The organism is Sphingomonas turrisvirgatae (assembly GCF_001721295.1).
Taxonomy (GTDB): Bacteria; Pseudomonadota; Alphaproteobacteria; order Sphingomonadales; family Sphingomonadaceae; genus Sphingomonas; species Sphingomonas turrisvirgatae.
Genome location: NZ_MDDS01000009.1, coordinates 38,924 through 54,674, shown reverse-complemented (window position 1 = coordinate 54,674; position 15,751 = coordinate 38,924). Strand labels below are relative to the sequence as shown.

The 15,751-nt window shown below is 65.3% G+C and carries 14 protein-coding genes and 1 tRNA gene; 3 read left to right on the top strand and 12 right to left on the bottom strand.

Features of this window, described 5'->3' with window-relative positions; all coding sequences use genetic code 11:
- Nucleotides 1-3 precede the first annotated feature (3 nt).
- From BFL28_RS04140 to BFL28_RS04110, 7 genes are all read right to left on the bottom strand, one after another.
- Complete coding sequence (locus BFL28_RS04140; protein ID WP_069319342.1) at nt 4-1,191, bottom strand: dipeptidase; 1,188 nt, start codon at nt 1,189-1,191, stop codon at nt 4-6.
- On the bottom strand, nt 1,188-2,768 hold the full coding sequence (locus BFL28_RS04135) for a serine hydrolase (protein ID WP_069319341.1): 1,581 nt from the start codon (nt 2,766-2,768) through the stop codon (nt 1,188-1,190). The genes BFL28_RS04140 and BFL28_RS04135 overlap by 4 nt, the downstream gene beginning before the upstream one ends.
- A complete protein-coding gene (locus BFL28_RS04130) occupies nt 2,768-3,904 on the bottom strand; it encodes a YkvI family membrane protein (protein ID WP_069319340.1) in 1,137 nt (378 codons plus the stop codon). Before BFL28_RS04130 ends, BFL28_RS04135 begins: the two co-directional genes overlap by 1 nt.
- Nucleotides 3,901-4,941 (bottom strand): N-acetyltransferase DgcN family protein, encoded by a 1,041-nt coding sequence (locus BFL28_RS04125; protein WP_069319339.1) that lies wholly within the window; start codon nt 4,939-4,941, stop codon nt 3,901-3,903. Before BFL28_RS04125 ends, BFL28_RS04130 begins: the two co-directional genes overlap by 4 nt.
- A 17-nt stretch (nt 4,942-4,958) precedes the next feature.
- Nucleotides 4,959-7,301, bottom strand: a complete 2,343-nt coding sequence (locus tag BFL28_RS04120) for a TonB-dependent receptor (RefSeq protein WP_069319338.1) — start codon at nt 7,299-7,301, stop codon at nt 4,959-4,961.
- Nucleotides 7,302-7,407: 106 nt separating this feature from the next.
- The gene (locus BFL28_RS04115; protein ID WP_069319337.1) at nt 7,408-8,412 is read right to left on the bottom strand and encodes a dipeptide epimerase; all 1,005 of its coding nucleotides are present in this window, start codon (nt 8,410-8,412) and stop codon (nt 7,408-7,410) included.
- Nucleotides 8,412-10,406 carry a serine hydrolase domain-containing protein gene (locus tag BFL28_RS04110; RefSeq protein WP_069319336.1) on the bottom strand — a complete coding sequence of 665 codons (1,995 nt, stop codon included), beginning with the start codon at nt 10,404-10,406 and terminating at the stop codon, nt 8,412-8,414. Before BFL28_RS04110 ends, BFL28_RS04115 begins: the two co-directional genes overlap by 1 nt.
- A 178-nt stretch (nt 10,407-10,584) precedes the next feature.
- Between BFL28_RS04110 and BFL28_RS04105 the strand changes: the two genes are divergently transcribed.
- Nucleotides 10,585-11,178 carry a helix-turn-helix domain-containing protein gene (locus BFL28_RS04105; RefSeq protein ID WP_241527204.1) on the top strand — a complete coding sequence of 198 codons (594 nt, stop codon included), beginning with the start codon at nt 10,585-10,587 and terminating at the stop codon, nt 11,176-11,178.
- Nucleotides 11,179-11,194: 16 nt separating this feature from the next.
- Here BFL28_RS04105 and BFL28_RS04100 read toward each other — a convergent pair whose 3' ends face one another.
- From BFL28_RS04100 to BFL28_RS04090, 3 genes are all read right to left on the bottom strand, one after another.
- Complete coding sequence (locus BFL28_RS04100; protein WP_131818589.1) at nt 11,195-11,503, bottom strand: hypothetical protein; 309 nt, start codon at nt 11,501-11,503, stop codon at nt 11,195-11,197.
- 444 nt (nt 11,504-11,947) lie between these two features.
- On the bottom strand, nt 11,948-12,121 hold the full coding sequence (locus BFL28_RS20855; RefSeq protein ID WP_158011621.1) for a hypothetical protein: 174 nt from the start codon (nt 12,119-12,121) through the stop codon (nt 11,948-11,950).
- A gap of 190 nt (nt 12,122-12,311) precedes the next feature.
- A complete protein-coding gene (locus BFL28_RS04090; RefSeq protein WP_069319366.1) occupies nt 12,312-13,052 on the bottom strand; it encodes an SDR family NAD(P)-dependent oxidoreductase in 741 nt (246 codons plus the stop codon).
- Nucleotides 13,053-13,130: 78 nt separating this feature from the next.
- On the opposite strand from BFL28_RS04090, the gene BFL28_RS04085 reads away from it, so the two are divergent.
- Nucleotides 13,131-13,796 (top strand): TetR/AcrR family transcriptional regulator, encoded by a 666-nt coding sequence (locus tag BFL28_RS04085; RefSeq protein ID WP_069319332.1) that lies wholly within the window; start codon nt 13,131-13,133, stop codon nt 13,794-13,796.
- Nucleotides 13,797-14,108: 312 nt separating this feature from the next.
- Here BFL28_RS04085 and BFL28_RS04080 read toward each other — a convergent pair.
- Together BFL28_RS04080 and cpdR are read right to left on the bottom strand one after the other, a co-directional pair.
- Nucleotides 14,109-14,183, bottom strand: a tRNA-Val gene (locus BFL28_RS04080).
- A 75-nt stretch (nt 14,184-14,258) separates the two neighbouring features.
- A complete protein-coding gene (gene cpdR, locus BFL28_RS04075) occupies nt 14,259-14,636 on the bottom strand; it encodes a cell cycle two-component system response regulator CpdR (protein ID WP_069319365.1) in 378 nt (125 codons plus the stop codon).
- A 141-nt stretch (nt 14,637-14,777) separates the two neighbouring features.
- Between cpdR and BFL28_RS04070 the strand changes: the two genes are divergently transcribed.
- Nucleotides 14,778-15,620, top strand: coding sequence for an N-formylglutamate amidohydrolase (locus BFL28_RS04070; RefSeq protein ID WP_069319331.1), 843 nt, complete (start codon nt 14,778-14,780; stop codon nt 15,618-15,620).
- Nucleotides 15,621-15,751: the final 131 nt, after the last annotated feature.

The following is a 15,751-nucleotide window of genomic DNA, read 5'->3' as shown; positions in this document are numbered from 1 at the left end:
GACTCAGCCCTTCTGCGCCGCCAGGATGCGCAGCACATTTCCGCTCCAGAATTTCTCGATATCGGCGTCGCTATAACCTGCCGCCTTCAGCCGCGCGGTCACTTTGGGCAGCGCAGTGATGTCCTGCATCCCCACCACCCCGCCGCCACCGTCCCAGTCGCCGGCGAAGCAGACATGGTCGATCCCGGCCACTTCGATCGCGCGCAGGATCTGCGCCATCACCGTCTCGAAGTTCGCGTTCCACATCTGCTCACGCCGATCGAGCGCCTGCCATCGTCGCGCCAGATCGGCCTGCTGCGCCGGCGGCAGCGTCGCGATCCGCTCATACGCCCCGAACAGCTCGGCGCGTTCCTTGGTCATGTTCATGTCGGAGAGGAAGATGGTGGAAATGCACATCGCGCCGCCCTTGGCGGCGAGCTTGCGCAGCCGCACTTGATCCAGGTTGCGCGGATGATCGTTGGCCGAGCGCAGGCTCGAATGCGACAGGATGATGGGATAGCGCGAAAGTTCAAGAAGCTGATCGAACGTGGCGTCGGACGAATGGCTGGCATCGATCACCATCCCTAGCCGGTTCATCTCGGCGACCCAGCGTTTGCCAAGCGGCGAAAGGCCGCCCCACTTGCCCTTCCCTGTGGCGGAGTCGGCAAATTGATTGTCGCCCGAATGGACGGGACCGGCCATCCGAACGCCCTTGCGGTAGAATTCGCCGAGCAGGGACACGTCCTCGCCCAACGGATAGCTGTTCTCGATCGACTTGAATGCGGCCAGCTTGCCAGCGCGGTTCAGCCGGGTGGCGTCGGCGGCGGTCAGCGCCGGAGCGATCAGCGCCGGATAGGCGGCGACCGTGCGGTCGATCGCGTCGGACCGTTTGCGCGCAAAGGCGAGGGCGTCGGCATAGCCCTTTTCCGTCAGCGGCCCCTGTTCGGTGTAGACGACGAAGAAACCGCCATCCAGCATGCCGGCCTTCATCCGCCCGCCATCAACTTGCGACAGATCGGCCGCGAAGCTGTGCGTCGCGTCGAACCGCCAACCTTCGCGATCGAAGTGGATCGGCGTGTCGAGATGCGTGTCGAGCGTCAGGAGGCGCGCGTGCTGCGCCACCGGATCGGCGGCGGAGGGAGCGCCGCCCTGGCTCGTCGCGGTGCAAGCGGCCAGCGCAAAAAGGCTCAGGGTGGCGACACGCTTCCTCACTTGGCTTCCTCCACGGGTTTGAGGTCGAGGTCGTGATAGTCCCAGCTGAAGTCGGCGATCGGATTGGCTGCCTTCAGCCGCACGCCTGTGATGCTGCCGTCGGCATCCAGGGCAAAGGTGACATAGGCCGGCTCAATGCCCTTCTCGTCGAATTCCATCAGGAAGCTGTCATATTGCCAATGTTTGAGCCGGCCGACCATGCGCGGGGTCGATGTGAAGTCGATCGTCAGCCCAGCCGGGGTCGAGCGCACGACGACGTCGCCATACCACGGATCGCGATAGCGGCCGGCATAGCGCGCGAGGTCGAGCGACGGGCCGACCTTGACCGGCGTCGACGCCTTCACCTGAGCCAGATAGCTGCGCCCGCCCTCCAGCCGCTCCGCGTACCAATCCTGCCAATTCTTGATCCAGTCGCGATCGTTTGCGCCCAGATAGTGGTCGAGCAGCATGTAATAGAGGCCAAGCAGCATGCCGCTGTCCTCGGAGTTCATCATGATCGTGAAGGCGACATCGCGGTCGGGCACAATCACCGTGCGCGTGATCGATCCGAACACACCGCCGCTGTGCGCGATGATGCGGTGCCCGCGATAGTCCTGCACCTGCCAGCCTAGCGCGTAGGCCTGGTAATTGGGCATCGCCGGCGCGAGCGTGGCGGGCAGCGGGGTGATGGGCATCGTGACCACCGGCTTCCACATCTCGAGCGCCTGCGCTTCGCTGAACAGCCGGCCGCCGCCGGGCAAGGCGCCATGCGCCAGCTGGATCTTGAGCCAGGCGGCCATGTCCTCGGCGCTCATCGCCAGCCCGCCCGCCGGTGCGCCGTTGCGGCCCAGTTCGTCACGCTCGTTCAGCAGCTCCTGCGGCCCCAGCCCGCGCAACGGGCCGGAAACCCGCGCATGCGGATAGGAGCGGTTGACCACACGGAAGCGATCCTCGCTGTCGCTGGTCGCATGCTTCATGCCGCCGGGCCGCAGAATGCGCTCACGCATGAACACTTCCCACGTCTTCCCGGTCACTTCCTCGATCAGCTGCCCGGCAACGGCGTAGAGGATGTTGTCATAGGCATAGGCCGAGCGAAAGCTCGTCTTCGGCTTTAGAAATGCGACGCGCTCGACCGTCTCTCTGCGCGTCAGGTTCGTTCGCGGCACGAACATGAGGTCGCCTTGCCCCAGGCCGAGGCCGCTGCGATGGATCAGCAGGTCGCGTACCGTGATCTCTCGCGTCACCCACGGATCGTACATGCGGAACCACGGTATGTGCCTGATGACCGGGTCGTCCCAGGCGATCTTGCCGTCGTCGACCAGAACGGCGAGCGCCGCCGCCGTCATCGCCTTGCCGACCGATCCGGTCTGGAAGATCGTGGCGCCATCGACCTTCGCCGCATCGCCCAGCTTGCGCACGCCCCAGCCGCGCGTCAGCGTGGTCCTGCCGTTCTCGACGATCGCGATCGATACGCCGGTGGCGCCGACCTGCTTGCGCAGCGCCTCGACCCTTGCATCGAGATCCCCCGGCGGGTCGGCGAGCGCAGGTCCGGCGGCCGCCAGCGAGACGGACAGGGCGAGCAGGCGCAACCATTTCATCATGCAGGTTCCATCACAGGGGAAGCGCGTCGCCGCGCAAGACGCCACAGCCCAAGCGTCAGCAGCGGCAGGAGGTAGACCGCCAGGAACATCCAGGCGAGGAAGCGATAGCCGCTGGCGATCAGGTCGATGAGACCGATACGCGCAGCGACGAACATGCATCCGGTCAGGATGAGTGCGCCGATCGCGGCGCGCACGCCGGTGCCAAGCGGCGGGCGCCCGCGCGCTTCGACCGCGCCGGAAATGCGCTCGTTCACGGCATGCACCGCGCCCGCCCCGCTTTCGAGCAGGGCGCCGAAGATCATGATCTGGAAAAGGAAGTGGAAGGCCGGCAGGTTCATCTGTCGCAGCAGGAAGTCGGATGGCAGCGCCTCCGCCCCGATCTGTGGATAGAACGCCATCATCGCGACGAAGAAGAGGATCGCGGGCAGCATGGACAGCGGCCCGGCGATGATGCCCGCCACCACTGCGTCGCGCTGGCTGGTCAAATGGCGCAGCACCGGCAGGATCACCACCGCGCCGACGATGTTGTAGCTGGCATAGGTGAAGCCGCCGGCCATCCAGTTGCCCGATGGCGGCGGGGCATTGGCAAAGCCCTGACCGATCTGCCCGCCAAAGCTCGCCAGCGCGAGGACCAGGAACAGCGCGTAGACGCCATACAACAGGAACGAGACATATTTGAACACCTGCTCCACCGCGCCGGTGCCCAGCGCGACGGTGGCGACGATGCCGAGCGCCAGCAGGATCGATCCCACGGCGTCGGGCCAACCGAAGGTCGCAGCGCCGATCGCGCCGGCGGCAGCGCCGAAAACCGCCAGGATCAGGATGACGAAGATCAGATAGGCGATCTCGAACGCGATCCATGCCGGGCCGAGCAGCCCCTTGAAGAAGGCGCGATAGTCATAGGCGTTCAAGGCCCGCGCCAGCGCGAAGGTGACGGCGGCCACCAGGCTCCAGATGGCGGTGGCGAGCAACATGCCCGCAAGACCGCCCCAGGGGCCTGCCGGTACGAAATACTCTGCAAGCTCGCGGCCCGTGGCATAGCCGCCGCCGATAATCACTGCCTTGAGGGCGAATCCGGGCAGCAGGAAGCGCTGGAACCAGCTCGACCCGCCGCTCGCGACCGCTTCCTTCACGAAAGGCAGCTTTCCACCAACGCCTCGAACGCTGGGCCCCCGCGGATCGGATCGGCGACCGGCAGACCCAGCCGCGCCTGCTCCGCGGCGATGAGCGCCGCCGCCGCCGCTTCGCTATAGGCCGACGTATTGAGGCTGACGCCGACGCAGCGGATCGCGGCATTGGTACGGCCGCCCAGCCGGATGGTGAGGTCGATCACCTCCTCGATGCTGGGCATCGCATAACCGTCGAAGCCGAGAACCATTTCGCGCGAGGGGTCGTGGCAGACTACGAACACATCGGGCTGGCTGCCGTGCAACAAGCCGAGCGACACCGCAGCATAGGCCGGATTGAACAGCGACCCCTGCCCTTCGATCAGGTCCCAGTGATCGTCGGGCGCATCGGGACTGAGAATTTCCGCCGCGCCAGCCTCGAAGTCCGAAACGACCGCGTCCATCGGCATGCCGCCGCCCGCGATCATGATGCCGGTCTGTCCGGTCGCCCGAAAGTCCGCATCGATGTTCCGTGCCAGGAAGGCACGGTGCAGCGCCAGCGCGGTGTATTTCTTGCCCAGCGCGCAATCGGTCCCAACCGTCAACAGCCGCTTGCCGCTGCGCTTGCGCCCCGTCGCGACAGGGATATCGGATGGCGGCACGCGCACGTCGATCAGTCGTCGGCCGGTGCGCCGCGCCGCCTCGGCCAGCGCCGGGACGCTCGCCAGCCGGGCATGCAGCCCGCTGACGATGTCGAGTCCGGCCTCCATGGCCATCACCAGCGTCGGTAACCAGCTCTCGCCAATTACCCCGCCCTGGTTGGCAACGCCGATCACCAGCGAGCGGGCACCCGCCGCCCGCGCTTCGTCAAGCGACAGCCGCGGCAAGCCGGTGGTGAAGTTGCAACCGGGCAGCGACAACTCGCCAACGCAGCGGTCGCGCGCCCAGTCGGCAAGCCCCAGCGCCGTCTTGCCGAAGCTCGCCTCCGCAGTGTCGCCCAGGAAGAGCAGGTAAGGCTGCGGCAGCGTCAGAGATTCGGCCAGGCGGCCGGTCGGCGCGTTCATGCGATGCTGCTCCTAGTTCAGAACGACGCGCCGAGCGTGAAGCCCAGCGTGCGTGGGCGGATCGGCGCGGCCAGCACGGCAGTGCCCGGCGCGGTCTGTGCGGTCGACGGACGGCCTCCAAAGCTCCCGACACTTGCGATACCCAGCGTGTTCGTCACATTCTTGGCATAGAGCGACAGGTTGAATCGATCGAACTGGATGCCGGCACGCAGGTCGGCCGTCGCATATCCATCGACGCCGAGGCGGCGGCCATAAAGCGTGCGATAGTTGGCGTCGAACGTGTCGAACTGATCGCTGATCAGCCGGATGTTGCCGCCGACATACGCCTTGGCGCTGCTCCCGACGTCCCATTCATAATCGGCCGACAGGTTTGCCGACCATTCCGGCGCATAAGGCAGGCGATCGCCAGCCACGCTGCCGGCGCCGTTCGGCAGCGCCTCGTCAAGATGCGCGTCGTTATAGGCGACGTTGAGCACGACATCGAGGCCGCGGGTGGGACGCAGCGTCGCGGTCACTTCGGCACCCTTGCTCGTCGCGGTATCGCCGTTGCCGTCGGCGCTCACCGGGCCGATCGAGGTGTTGTAGGTGACCAGCACCTGGATATCGCGCCAGTCGAGATAATAGACCGATGCATCGATCGAGAAGGTTCGATTTGGCGTCTCCGCGCGCACGCCCGCTTCATAGCTGATCAGCGTGTCCGCCCGATACTGGCGCGGATAATCCGCCGGCGCACCCGGCGGCACCACGTTGGGACCACCGGGACGATACCCCTTCGCCACGCGTGCATAGAGCGTGACCGCGTCGCTGAGCTCGAACCGTGGTGCGACCGACCAGGTGAACACGTTTTCGTCCGACGTGCCGCTCACCACGTCCGGCGTCGTGCCGCCCGACAGGACCAGCAGCGACCCGGCCAGCGCCTGGCGCGTGCGCTGCTCGTTGTGGCTGTAACGTGCGCCCGCCGTGATGTCGAAGCGGTCGCCCAGGTACAGGGTCACGCTGCCGAACCCGGCATATTCCTTGTAAACCGAATCGAGATCGGCGGTCAGGAAGGTCGGATAGGTAACACCGCCAAGCGTCAGCGACTGATCGACCGCTGCGCCGGTAGTCAGCGCGAACGGGCGGTATTGCTGGGCCAGCCGGCCCTTTTCGTGGGTGTAATAGCCGCCGACCAGCCATTCGAACTTGTCGTTCGACCGCGATTGAAGGCGGACTTCCTGCGTAAACTTCTCCTGCCCGGCCAGTGCGGGGAAGGTGATGCCGAGCGGCGGCACGCCCGGACCGCCGAAGAGCGCATCGGCGAGGCCGGCACCCACTTCATAGGTGGCATCATAGACTTCACGCTGGGTCAGCTCGCTGTAACTCGTCACCGACGTGAGCGAGACCGGCCCCAGGTCCCAGCTGGCCGTGCCGTTGTACAGCCGATAATCGACATCGTTCTGTTCGGGATAATATTCGGTGCGCGTGAGCCGCCCGCCCGTTGCGGCACCCGTGGCGGGCACGATCGGCAGCGGCTTCAGCGTCACGGGATCGGCATCGAACGTGCTGCGCGAGTTGGCACGGATGTTCTGCGCAAGCGCGGTCAGTCGAACGGACAGGTTGTCGGTCGGCTGGAACAACAGCGAGGCACGACCGCCATAGCTCTTATAGTCGTTCGCGTCCTCGCGCGCGATCCCGACGGTATCGATGAAGCCGCCGACCTGTCGGTAGTAGCCGCTGACGCGCAGCGCGAGCATGTCGCCGAGCGGCACGTTGAGCACGCCGTTGGCGTTCCAGCCGGCGTCGCCACCCTTGGTGATCTCGGCACCTGCCTGCGCCCGCCCTTCGAACGCACCAAGCTTGGGCGCGACCGTCACGAACTTGAGCAGCCCGCCAAGCGAGTTCGCACCGTACAGCGTTCCTTGCGGGCCGCGCAGCACCTCGACCCGCTCGACATCGAACGTATCCAGATCGCCCGCCAGCACCGCACCGTTGCTCTGGCCCGTGCTGGGGCCGAAGGGCGTCTCGTCGATATAGACCGCCGCCGTCGGGCTCGCGCCGCCCGTATTGATCCCGCGCAGGATGATGCGGGTCTGGCCGGGATTGAGCTGCTGCAGGCTGAGGCCGGGTACCAGCGCGGCATAGTCGACAAAGCTGGTCGCCTGTTGCCGCTCCAGCTCGTCGCCGCCGATCACCGAGATGGATTGCGGGATCTCGGAAAGCGTTTGCTCACGCTTTTGCGCCGTGACGACGATCTCGCCCTCGCGCGGCGGTGCTCCGGCACTCGCCTGCGGCTCGGGCTGGGTCGTCGCTTCCTCTGCCCATGCCGGCATTGCAGCGACTAGCGCAATTGAGCTGCATGCGAACCAAACGGCCTGCTTCATCGTCGACTCCCCTATTTTTCAAGATGCCTGCAGACTCGATCAGACGTTTAGTTCTCTAACGGAGACTTTATTGTCCTAATCAGAGAATTGTCAACTCAAGCGTTGTTCAGCTCCAAACCTCTTGCGGGCAATAGATCCGCCCTTCGCGATAGAAGACGGCCGGCGCACGGTCCTGTGCGAGGAACGTCGGCCCATCCAGATCCACGACGTCGCACAACTGGCCGACCAGATAGGCCGGCGCCATCGACAGGCTGCTGCCCATCATGTTGCCTACCATCACCTTCAATCCCAACAGCCGCGCCTGGCGCGCGATGGCCAGCGCCTCGGTCAGGCCACCGCACTTATCGAGCTTGATGTTCACGACATCGAATCGCCCAACCAGCGACGCCGTGTCCTTGAGCGACAAGGCACTCTCATCGGCCGCGAAGGGCAGCGGGCGCTTCAGCCCGTCAAGCTCGGCCTCACGGCCGCGGGCCAGCGGCTGCTCCAGCAATGCGACGCGGCAGGCGGTCAGCACCGGCAGCACATCGCCTAACGTCGCGATGTCATAGCCTTGGTTGGCATCGACCCCGATCCACGCATGCGGCCGCGCGCTGCGCACGGCCTGAACCCGCGCGATATCGTCGTAGAGATCGCCGGTCAGTTTCAGCTTGATTGGTGCCTCGGGATCGATCGCCGCAGCCGCCGCCGCCATCGCGGTGGGCTCATCCGCGCCGATCGTCAGGGTCGAAAGCAGCGGCTTGGGCGGTTCGATCCCAGCCAACTGCCACACCGACGTACCTGTGCGCTTGGCTTCCAGCTCCCAGAACGCGCAATCGAGCGCATTGCGCGCGCCGCCCGGTGGCAGCAGGGTCTGCAAGTCGTCGCGCGTGGCCCCGGCCTCGACCGCCGCGCGCGCGCTTTCGGCCTGCGCCAGCATGTGCGGCACGTCGTCGCCCAGATAATAGGCCCCTGCTCCCTCGCCCCGCCCGACATGCTCGCCGTCCGACAGCTCGGCCAGCAGCACTGCGGTCTCGGTGAAGACATGGCCGGAAATGCGGAACGGCTTGCTATAGGGAAACCGCTCGACGGTCAGCCGAAGCTTGAGGGTCGCATGCGTCGCGGTCGCCATCAATACACCATGCCAAAGCCATAGAGGTGGTAGCCGAAGGTCACCCAGCAGAGGACGAGACCGGACAAAAGCAGCAGCAGCGCCGCCACCCGCGTGGTCCATTGCAACCGCGAACGCCACGCCAGGACCGTGAGCCAACCCGCCGTCGCCGCCAGCCCGACGGTCGCGATCGGGGTGAGGACACGCAGCGGCACGATCAGCCAATCGGTTGGGCCGCCCAATGCCCCGATGTCCGCCTCAAAGGCGGCGATCAGCGCCACCCAGCCGGCGACCGCCGCCAGCACTGCCCAGGCAAAACCACGCGACAGGCGATAGGCCATCAGTGCTCGCCCCTCGAACGGATGCTTCGCAGCGAAGCGCCGGCGCACCAGCGCCCGCACCGGCCAGCCAAGCGCGGCGAGCACGGTCAGCGCCAAGGCGACTAGCAGCGCCGGCAACAACCAGGCAGTGTTGTAAGCGAGCGGCGCGCGCAGAAACACGGTGAACGGCGCGACCGTATCCACGCTCAGCCGCACGACCCTGCCGTCGCGGACTTCCGCCGCCAGCTTCTCGCCACTGTTGCGATCACGCCAGACGAAGGGCGCGATCTCGACCCACTCACGCGGCGCGGCGCTGAGCGCGTCCAGAGCCGGGAACTGGATGCGGCCATCTTCCCCGACCGACACGGTGGCCTGCCCCAGCAAGCCCAGCAGGCTGATGAAGTTGGTGAACGAGCCGCGGCTGCTGACATAGTTGCCGGCCAGCATTTGCGCGTGCTGACGCGCGCTGGCGTCATCAACCCGGCCATCATTGTCCTTGCCCGGCAGATAACGCTCGACGAACTTCTCGAACAACGCACCGCGCAGTTGCAGCGTCGAGGCAGGCGCGCCGTCGCTGTTCATCGAGATGAAGATGCCGACGTCGGAATCAGGGATCAGCCACAGGTCACTGTGGAACAGCGTCGTGTCCCCGCCATGTGCGATCGCGCGATGACCATTCACGCGCATCTCATAAAAGCCCAGCGCCATGCGGTTGAGCGGTCCGATCCCGGGCGCCTGATAGTCGTGCATCAATCGGGCGGTCTCAGGTCGCAGCAGCACGCCACCATTGTTGAGGTGCGCCATCATGAACTTGCCCATGTCGGCACCCGTCGCGGACAGGCTGCCCGCCGGAAACGGCACGACGATCTCGAACGGCTGGGGCTGGCCGGCCGACGTCAGGTAACCGTTGGACATCATCGGGGCGAGCGCGCCGGGCAGCGGCTGGCGGAAGGTCGAGCGGTTCATGCCCAGCGGCTGGAAGATGCGCCGCTCGACATAGTCGTCGAAAGACATGCCGCTCACCCGCTCGACGATATAGCCGGCCAGCGCCGTCGCATAGTTGGAGTAGGCCGGGGTCGTGCCGGGCGCGAACACCCGCTTCGGCAATGCGGCCGGCATCAGCGCCTTCAACGGCTGCACCCCCTTGGGGTCGCTGGTGATGAGGTGCCGCACCGACTCCTCGAAGCCGGCGGTGTGCGTCAGGATGTTGCGCAACGTGATCGGCTTGCCTTCGTACGGCGGTATCTTGAAGTCGAGATACGCGTTCACGTCGCGATCGAGGTCGAGCTTGCCAGCCTCGACCTGCTGCATGATTGCAGTCCAGGTGAACAGCTTCGACACCGATCCGGGCCGGAATAGCGTGGCATCGGGCGTGACCGGCTTACGCGCGGCCACGTCGGCATAGCCATAGCCCTTGGCAAGAACCGGGCCACTGCCCCGCACGACCACGACCACGGCCCCCGCGATCTTCCCTTGATCCAGCGCGTAGGGGATCAGCCCGTCCAGCCACGCCTCCAGATCCTTGCTGTCGAGTGGGACCGCCGGGGTCCCGGCTGCTGCCGACGATGGCGGGGTTCCCGCGACGGGGGACGCCTTGGCCGCGGGCGCTTGCGGCGCTGGCCCCTGCGCCGGCAGTTGTCCGGCGAGCGACAATCCGATCAAGGCCGTCGCCCCGACTAGTATTTTCCGCAGCATAGCACCGTCTCCCCGTTTCGCTCACGCCCGACAGTTGCGACTAAAGGCCAGACCGATTATCGATATGTCACGTGTAGCAGCCCAATAGGGACATAATGATCCTGATTAGAGAATTGTCAAACCGGAATCGAATTTACTGATGGCCACCAGTTCAACACCGCCGACCTTAGGCGCTGTCATGCGTGGGATCCGTTCGCGCCAGGGCTGGACGCTCAAGGAAATGAGCGTGAAGTCGGGGATACCCGTGTCCACCCTGTCAAAGGTCGAACATGACCGGCTGACACTCAGCTACGACAAGCTTCAGCAGCTGAGCCGTCGGCTGAACATCCGAATGTCCGATCTGTTCGCCGAGGGTTCGGACGACGTGCCCCGCGTTACTGGGCGCCGTAGTTTGGGGCGGATGAGCCAGGCGGTTCGCGTCAACACGCCCAATTACGACTACAACTATCTGTGCACCGATCTTCGGCGGAAGCTCATGATCCCGCTGATCACGCGCATCCGGGCGCACAGCACGGACGAGTTCGGCGACCTGGTCCGGCATCCAGGCGAGGAGTTCATCTATGTGATCGAGGGGCGGATCGTGGTCCATACGGAATTCTACGATCCGGTCGTCCTCGACGTTGGCGAGGGGATCTACATCGATTCGCAGATGGGGCACGCCTATGTCGTCGCCGACGGATATGACGAGGCACTCGTCCTTGGCGTGTGTTCCAGCGCCGATGATGGCCTGATGGATTCGCTCATGAACCTGCACGGCGAGGCGGCTGCCTGAGCGCTGCTTCGCCCCTCTAGACCGGGGCGAGGTGGCAGATCCGGATCGCCCGCACGCTTGGCATGGCCGATAGCCGTGCGCTGATCAGTGCCGCGTCCATCCCGCTCAATCCGTCGATGTACAGCTCGAAACGCCCCGACCAGGGGCGACGCAGATAGCTGATCGAAAGCGGCACGCCACCCAGCACCAGCAGCCGGTCCAGCACCCGGGGAAATGCCTGCGGGCTAAGATCGGTCACGCCCTGGATTTGCAGGGCGGGAGCGGCACAGGCGGCGGTCACATGTACATTGCGCGGCGCAAGGCCGTCACGAAGAGAAGTCGGCATAGAAAAAGCTCGCATTCGAGGTGCGGCGCGCAAGATGCGCTAGCGTGAGTCAGCCCGGGTCAGAAGCCGCGGGCGGCGCTAATTCGAATGCAAAAGGCCCGGCGCGCGCCGTCGAGCCGCTGGACCGCGGTCACGAGATGGCTGGGGCAAGCGTCGGAGCGCATGCAGATATACATAGTCGCGTTCGGCACATCGCATCAAGCGCCGTCAATTGGGCGGCCGGCTCGTCCCCAAACAGATCGGTCAGGACTATCGCCCGAAACCGGGTTGATCCTGGCGGCGGCCGGTTTCGGATGCTCTCGATATGGCGTCCAGAACCTGATGTCGGGAAGCCGCGATATCGAAAATCCGGAACTTGGGATGTTCCATCCTCGAGATCGACGGCGAACTGCGCATACAGGCGGGCAACGCTCGCCGCGGCGGGGCCGAGCCCCGCGGGGCCTGTCACATAATCAGCGGAGACGGCCAAGCGTTGAGCCGGCTTTTGCCCGCGACGGCGGGTAATCGCGAGATCACCGAGATGGCCGGGATGTGGGCGACGCTGGCACTGCCGCGACTGGCGCTCGCCCCGACGATCCCGACACCGATCTTATCTGCGCCTTCGGCCTTGCTGGTCAAGGAACTGCTCCCGATCCGAACGGGTTCACGCCGTGAAAACACACCCGTGACTGACCGCCCTACGCAGCTCGCAACGACGATGGAGGAAACGCAGAACGCGCACCGGTCGCCAAGGGCTAGCTAGCGAGCTGCCTCGCCATGCTCGAAGCATCATGGATCGCCGTTTTCATCTGACTCTCCTTTCCGAGTATTACGCGAGCAAGCCGCCATCGATCGTGATGGCCGTGCCGGTGATGTGCCTGGCGGCCGGACTCGCGAGGAACGTTACAGCGGCGGCGATATCCGCCGGCGAGCCGAAGCGGCCAAGCGGGGTAAGACTGCGCTGATAATCGGCGCTTTCACCATCCGCCGGGTTCATATCCGTGTCGGTCGAACCCGGCTGAACCAGATTAGCCGTGATGTCCCTTGGGCCCAGCTCCTGAGCGAGCCCACGAGTGAACGACTGCAGCGCGGACTTGGTCATATAATAGACCGTGCCCGGCGAGCCGACGATACGCTCTGCCCCGGCCGAACCGATGCTGATCACACGACCGCCAGCGCCAAGATGCGGAATGGCCGCCTGGGTCGCAATGATCGTCCCACGCACGTTCACCGCGAACAGCGCATCGATATCCTCGACCTTGAAGTCAGCGATCGTGTTGTAGAGCGCGATACCCGCGTTGTTCACCAGAATATCCAGCCCACCCAGGGCGGCGACGGCTTCCTCGACCGCCTGCCTGACCGCGACCGGATCGCCACTATCGGCCTGGATGGCCACAGCCCGCCGGCCGAGTTTTTCGATCGAGTCCACGACCGCACGAGCGCGGTCCGGGGAATTCTGAAATGTGAGGGCGACATCCGCCCCTTTGTCGGCAAGCGCGAGGGCGATTGCAGCGCCGATGCCTCGCGAGCCACCGGTCACCAGGGCACGTTTACCAGCAAGATCCGTCATGATCATTTCCTTTATGCATCGATCACTGGATTAATTGGAAGGCTTGCGTGTTGCGTCAAGCGATTTATACAGTGATCAATGGAAAAATATGACTCCCGGCTGCCCGATGCGGTGGATACGGCCCCCCGGGGGCGCGGGCGGCCGCGTGCATTCGACCGCGATGTCGCGCTAACCCGGGCGATGAAGCTGTTCTGGGTCAAAGGCTATGAGGCGACGTCGATTGCAGACCTGACAGAGGCTTTGGGCATCGGGGTAAAGAGCCTTTATGCTGCGTTCGGGTCCAAGGACGAACTCTACGCCGAGGCACTTCGCTGCTACTCCGCTACCTATGAGCATCTGGTGCTCGGACGCTTTCGTGAGGCGGCGACGGCTCGCGATGCAGTCCGGGCCTACCTCCTGGATTCGGCGGCCGCGATGACCGGGTCTGACTGCGACCTGCCACACGGCTGCATGGCTACATTGGGAACGGTTGGCAGCGAAAGCCACGCCGAGCTTGAATTGCTGATGCGAAGGACGCGCGGGGGCGCGTTCGATGTGCTCGCTGCGCGGCTGGAGCAGGCCGTCGCAGAGGGCGAGCTGCCAGAATCCGTCGATGTCGCCAAGCTCGCGCGCTTTGTGCAGACGGTGCAGAGCGGCATGGCGATCCGGGCTCGTGACGGGGCCGATCGGGCGGAGCTGCAAGCATCCGCCGAACTCGCCATGGCCGGATGGGACGAGATTGTTGCGTCTGCCAGGAGGCACTGAGCGATTCCGGGCGCTGCTCGCCCCACATATTCTGCCGGCATGGTCACTCGCGGCTCCCCGTTAGCTTGATGTTTCCCAGCCGGCGCGAGGTTGCACCCGTCGTCCGCGCCTTCATCGACGATATGCGAGAAGCAAATGAGCACGGGGCGGCTTGGCTGTTCGACCCCATGGAAGCCCGGTCGGACGGCTGATAACGGCGCTATGATCGGCATAGCTGAGGCGATCCACCCAGGCTTCGCCCAGGTGTCTGTGTTGGCTCCGGAACCCGGGCATCAAAAAACCCCGCAATCCATCAGGATTGCGGGGTTTTAATGGTGGGCGTGGCAAGGATTGAACTTGCGACCCCTGCGATGTCAACACAGTGCTCTACCACTGAGCTACACGCCCACTGCGCCTTGCGGCGAATCTTGGGAAGCGGCGCTTTAGCGGGGGGCGGTGAGCCTTGCAAGCGCGGTTTGGCGACTAATTTCGGCTTGGCACCTGTTCGACCTCGAACATCCGATCGACCTCGAGCACCAGGTCACGCAAGTGGAATGGTTTGGACAGTACGCGCGCGTCGGGCATCTGCTTGCCTGCGCGAAGCGTCACCGCCGCAAAACCGGTGATGAACATGACGCGCATGTCGGGTGCGATCGCGCTGGCCTTTTGCGCCAGTTCGATCCCGTCCATCTCGGGCATCACGATGTCGGTGAGCAGCAGATCGAAGCGTTCGGTTTCGATCAGCGGCAGCGCCGCGGTGCCGCGATCGACCGCGCTGACGGCATAGCCTGAACGCTCGAGCGCGCGCGTCAGATACTCGCGCATGACCTTGTCGTCCTCGGCCAGAAGTATCCTGATCATCGCCACCCCAAATGCCGGCCCGGCGCCGTCCCCCCACGGAACCCCGCGCGACTGCTTATGCGCGAATGGCTTAAGATTTTCCAGCCGAACCGTCGCGCGACTTGCGTTGCGCGCTTGCGCGCCGACGCATAGGGTGAACACGTGACTGCCGGTGATCCGTCCTTCAGCCTGCATGGCCCGGCCGATCCGGTTTCCCCCGTCGTCCTTTCCGTGCCGCATGCCGGGCGCGACTATCCGCTACCGCTGCGCGCGGCGTCCCGCTTGCCGCTTGCTGCGCTGCTGCCATTGGAGGATCGCCATGCCGATACGCTGGCGCTTGCGGCCTTGGGCAGCGAGACGCTGCTGGTCGCACAGCGCGCGCGCGCCTGGATCGACCTCAACCGCGCGGAGCATGAGCGCGACTCACGCGTGGATGAAGGCGCTGCGATCCTGCCTGAGGGGGCACTATCGCCGAAACTGCGCAGCGGCCTGGGCCTTGTGCCGCGCCGCGTGAGCGGTGCCGAACTGTGGCGACGGCGCTTCGCCGACGAAGAGATTCGCGCGCGGATCGAGCATGACCACCGCCCCTACCACACCGCGCTGGCCGGATTGCTCGCAGCGGCCCACGCACGCTTCGGCGTCGCGGTCCTGCTCGATATCCATTCGATGCCACCGCTCGCGACAGGCAGCGCCCGCATCGTGATCGGCGACCGCTTCGGCCGCTCGGCTGCCAGCCGCTTCGTCGCGAGGATCGAAGGCGTGGCGCATGCCGCGCGCATGCGCACCGCGGTCAACACGCCCTATGCCGGTGGCCACATCCTTGACCGTCATGCCGATCCGGCGCGCGGCCTGCATGCCATCCAGATCGAGATCGACCGCACCCTCTATCTCGATCGCAAGCGCGACGCGGTGGGCTCAGGCTTCGGCGCCACCGCAGCGCTGCTGCGCCGCATCGTGGATGCCGTGGCGGACGAAGCGATGCCGCTCGCCGCCGCTGCCGAATAGCGCGAGCAAGCAAAAAAAACCGCCCGATGTTTCCACCGGGCGGCCTAGGTTCAGGGAGGAGACACGCCCGAGGGCGTGCCGCACGGTTCCGCGAAAGGGGGGACACGAAACCGTACTAAACTGGATATAGG